The sequence below is a fragment of the Sphaerimonospora thailandensis genome, from assembly GCF_016863115.1.
Classification (GTDB): domain Bacteria; phylum Actinomycetota; class Actinomycetes; order Streptosporangiales; family Streptosporangiaceae; genus Sphaerimonospora; species Sphaerimonospora cavernae.
The window spans coordinates 1-4,283 of the sequence record NZ_BOOG01000106.1; the positions used below are offsets into that span (position 1 = coordinate 1).

Annotated in this window: 4 protein-coding genes; 3 read left to right on the top strand and 1 reads right to left on the bottom strand. The window is 69.1% G+C overall.

The features are described from left to right. The coding region (locus Mth01_RS28975; RefSeq protein WP_239090088.1) for a WYL domain-containing protein at window positions 1-256 on the top strand (256 nt) is incomplete at its 5' end. Between the two features lie 68 nt (window positions 257-324). On the opposite strand, the gene Mth01_RS28980 is transcribed toward Mth01_RS28975, so the two are convergent. Beyond that, on the bottom strand, window positions 325-1,257 hold the full coding sequence (locus Mth01_RS28980; RefSeq protein ID WP_204019148.1) for an NmrA/HSCARG family protein: 933 nt from the start codon (window positions 1,255-1,257) through the stop codon (window positions 325-327). Window positions 1,258-1,352: 95 nt separating this feature from the next. Between Mth01_RS28980 and Mth01_RS28985 the strand changes: the two genes are divergently transcribed. Both Mth01_RS28985 and Mth01_RS28990 read left to right on the top strand, forming a co-directional pair. Then, window positions 1,353-1,910 carry a TetR/AcrR family transcriptional regulator gene (locus tag Mth01_RS28985; RefSeq protein ID WP_204019149.1) on the top strand — a complete coding sequence of 186 codons (558 nt, stop codon included), beginning with the start codon at window positions 1,353-1,355 and terminating at the stop codon, window positions 1,908-1,910. A gap of 235 nt (window positions 1,911-2,145) precedes the next feature. Further along, window positions 2,146-4,283 (top strand): 2OG-Fe(II) oxygenase (locus Mth01_RS28990; protein ID WP_204019150.1); only part of this gene is annotated, 2,138 nt, incomplete at its 3' end.

Genomic DNA, 4,283 nt, shown 5'->3' on the forward strand with positions numbered 1-4,283 from the left:
CAGCGGCGAGGTGATCCTCGACCTGCCGGCCGCCGTCGTGTCCCGGTACACCCACGACGGACTCGTCGAGGAACTCGGCCCGAACCGCTGCCGCCTCGTCCTGGGCTCATGGTCCTGGGCCGCTTTGGCCGCCGCCATCGGCAGGTTCGACGCCGACTTCGAGGTGGTCGGCCCGCCCGAGCTCAAGGACGCCTTCGAGCACCTCGCCCGGCGCTACGCCGCCGCGACCGGCCTATGCCTGCCCCGAACCGGGTGAGAAACCGCCGCAGGACTACTCAGGACCTGCCCGCCTGTGGCGAGGCGGTCAAGACCACGGCGGCGAGGTCAACTCCCCTGCGAGCCGGAGGGCCGACCACCCAGGGTGGTCTTTGTCCACTGCTGGAAGGCGGTCAGCGGTATCCCCAAGTTTGCCGCGAATTCGGGACGCGCCGGTGCGGGATGAGCGCTCATATACCGCTGCGCCAGGAAGAGCTCGGTCACGAGGCCGTTCGCGCGAGCGTGTTCCGGGCCGGCCGGAAGCTCGATGGTCGTCCCGAGGACCTCGGACAGGACCCGTACGGCGGTGCGGAAGCTCAGAACGTCACCGGCCAGTTCGAGTTCGACGCCGTGAAAACGCCGAGGTTCCGCAAATGCCGCGGCAGCGGCCGCTCCGATGTCGTCGACTGCGACGAAGGGAAGCCGGACATCGGGATCGACCGCGACGAGGAGCCGATCCGAAGTCATGTCCGCGAAGTAGAACGACGGACGGATGAAGTTCTCCATGAACGTGGCCGGTCGCAGGATCGTCCACTGGGGGAAGCCGGCGGCGCGCACGAGGTCCTCGATCGCGGCCTTGCTGCGCCAGTAGTGCAGCATGTGCATGCCCCAGCGCTGCTCGTCGAAGCGTTCGACGTCGACGGTGCCCGCGCCCGACACCGAGGTGTGCACGAAGTGCTCGGCGCCCGCCGCCCGGGCGGTCTCGACGAGGTTTCGCCCGCGTCGGACTTCGGAGGCGCCCACCAGGTCAGTGGCATCAGGTGTCTGCACCGAGAACACCGCACGGGCACCGTCGAGCGCCGCCGTCAGCGAGGCCACGTCGTCGAGGTCGCCGCGCACAAGGACGGCACCCAGAGCGCCGAGGGCGGCGGCGCTCTCGGCGCCGGGGTCTCGCACCAGCGCGTGGACCGGGACGCCGGAGCGCAGCAGCGCGCGGGCCACGGCGCCTCCCTGCTTGCCGGTCGCTCCGACGACCAGCACGAACGATGACGATTCAGGCACAGCGATCCTCCGCAACTCGAAATGGGGTCACACCCCACTTAATGTCCCGCTACGATATGGGGGCCCACTCCGTTTGTCAATGAGAGGTCGTACCAATGGCGAACCCCAAGGCCGGGCCGCAGCGGTCGGACTGGCAACGCAACCATGAGCGGCTCGTCGCGACGGCCGCGGCCCTCGTCGCCCGCGACGGAGCCCAGGTCTCCCTCGAGGAGATCGCCCGCGAAGCCGGTGTGGGCTCCGCCACCTTGCACCGGCACTTCGCCTCCCGCCAGGCGTTGCTCGAGGAGGTATTCCGCGATGAGGTCGAGCGTCTTCGTCGGCGGGCCGGCGAACTGGCCGGTGGTGACCCCCGGACGGGACTCGTGACCTGGCTGGAAGAACTGACGACCGCCGCGGCGAACACCCGTGGCCTGCCCGCTTCGCTGGCCGCCGGGGCGGACGTCGATGCGCCCGACGGTGACACCTGTCATGACATCGTGCGGGAGGCGACCGTGGTCCTGGTGAGTCGTGCCCTCGCGGTGGCCGCCGTCCGTCCCGAAGTCTCCCCGGACGATCTGCTCACCCTGGTAGAGGCGGTCTCTCGGGTCACCGAAGGTGATCCGCTGACGGCACACCGCTTGCTCCGCCTCGTCCTCGACGGCATATGTCCCTAAGCGTCCCGGCGGGGCCCCGGTGCGAAGGACGACGAAAGAGTTCGTGGCACAGGCCGTACGGGTGTACCTCAAGGTCCGCCAGGCACCAGGTGTCGAGCTGAAGTTCGGTCTGGGTCGCGGTCATGCCCCTGTCCCTTTCGAGAGTTTTCCTTTCGCTCATGACGCCTGATTTCGTCCGTCGGTGCGCCGTAAGCCCGGTAATTTAGGGGTTTCGCGTGAGAGGGAGTGGTGTTTCGTGCCGGGTACGGCCCGCGAGCGACTGGCTGAGCTGCTCGGTGAGCCTGGGAAGCCGGGGGAGCTGGAGGAGCAGGCCGCGTGGAGCGTCTACCAGAAGCTCTTCATGTCCGACCTGTCGGTGACGGTCGACGGAGTCGGCCCGCTCCGATTCCCCGTCTCCGAGGAGCAGTCCGCCCGGCTGCGCGAGCTCGGCCGCCGGGCACGGTTCGGACGCGGCGAGGAGACCCTGACCGACCCGGAGATCCGTGACACCTGGGAGATCCCCACGGAGCTGGTGCACATCGAGTGGGCCGCCCGGTTCGGGGCCGTCCTGGCGGCGATGCGCGACGAACTGGGACTGCCATCCCATTGCGAGCTCACGGCGGACCTGCATTCCATGCTCCTGTACGAAACCGGCCAGTTCTTCGTCACCCACCAAGACTCCGAGAAGGACGACACCATGGTCGCCACCTTGGTCGTGACGCTGCCGTCCGACCACACCGGCGGCGAGCTCGTCATCGAACACCTCGGCCGGCGGAAGGAACACCGCGGATCGAAGGTCGCGGTCTCGCTGGTCGCCTTCTACGCCGACTGCCACCACCAGGTCCTCCCCGTGACAGCGGGGAACCGGATCACCCTCACCTACAACCTGCTCCTGACCGGAGACAGCGGTGGCGCCGCAGCCCAGGACACCGCAGCCCAGGACACGCTGACAGGTGAACTCGCGGCCTGCCTCGACGAACACTTCGCCACCCCGATCACCCTCTCCTACGGCAGAGGCCAGGCCGACCCGCCGATCCGGCTGGCGTACCTGCTCGACCACGAGTACACCGCCCGGGGACTGAGCTGGCAGCGGCTGAAGGGCTCCGACGCCGCCCGGGCCGCGCTGCTGCGGGCCGCAGCCGACCGCGCGGACTGTGAGATAACGCTGGCCCTCGCGGAGATTCAGGAAACCTGGAACGCCTACGGCTCCGACGGCGAGGATTCCTGGCACTACGACCACTACGACCACTACGACGACGAAGACGACGACGACGACGCGGAGGACGAGCGGTACGTCCTGCAGGACCTGATCGACTCCTCCATCACCCTCGCCCACTGGGTCAGCCCGGAAGGCGGACGGCCCGAGGAGATCTCGCTGACCGTCAGCGACACGGCGGTGGCCGCGACGACCCCGACGGCCGACCTCACGCCCCACGCCTCGCAGTACGAGGGCTACATGGGCAACTACGGCAACACCCTGGACCGCTGGTACCGCCGGGCGGCACTGGTCATCTGGCCCCGCAGCCGCGACTTCACCAGCCGAGCCCAGGCCTCCTCGACCTGGGCGATGAACGCCCTCAACGAGATGATCCGTACCGGAGAGGTCACCAAGGCCCGCGAGGCGGCACGGTCACTGGAACCGTTCTGGAACGCCTCGGTCCGCTCCACCCCGCACAGCGAACTCCTCGGCAAAGCGTTGGAAACCGCCAAAGGGCTGGACGACGCGGAGACGGCGGCCATGCTCCTGCGTCCGTTCCAGCTGGAGCAACTGGCCCCCGGCCACGCCCCCGCGCTCGCCGCCCTGGCCGCGCAGTACGGCGACACCTGGACCACCGGCCTGCTCGCCGACTGGTCCGCCGCATGGCGAGCGGGAGGCTACGGCCATACCCCGGAACGGCTGGAATGGCTCACGGGTCTTCCCCGGTTGTGCGCGGCGTTGTCAGCCGCAGGGAGCGAAGGAAACGCGACCGCCCACCACATCGTGGACCTGTCCTGGACATGGCTGGCCGACGGGGTCCGTCCCATGCTCACCGGGCCGTCCACCAGCAGACTGGACACCTGGCTGACCGGCCTCGGCGGACCGCTCGCCGGGATCACCGCCGCCGCCGCCCAGACCGGATCGACCGGCCTGCTGGCCGATGTCGCCAAGCTCGCGCAGACCGGCGGCGATCAGGCGATCTCACTGGTGATGGCCGCGCTGCGAGCCGCGGAACCACATAGCGAAGGCTTCGGCGAGCTTGCCCTCGGCTGCGCAGAACGGATCCGAGAGACCCTCGCCCGTCCGCAGCGTGTGTTCGACGACTGGTCGATCGCATTGCCCACCGGTTGCGCGTGCGATCTGTGCGGGACGCTCGGCACGTTCCTCCAGGACCCGCAGCGGCGTGCTTTCGAGTG

Coding starts and splice junctions, on each gene's coding strand:
- Mth01_RS28985 (WP_204019149.1), top strand. CDS start 1,353: ATGGCGAACCCCAAGGCCGGGCCGCAGCGGTCGGACTGGCAACGCAAC.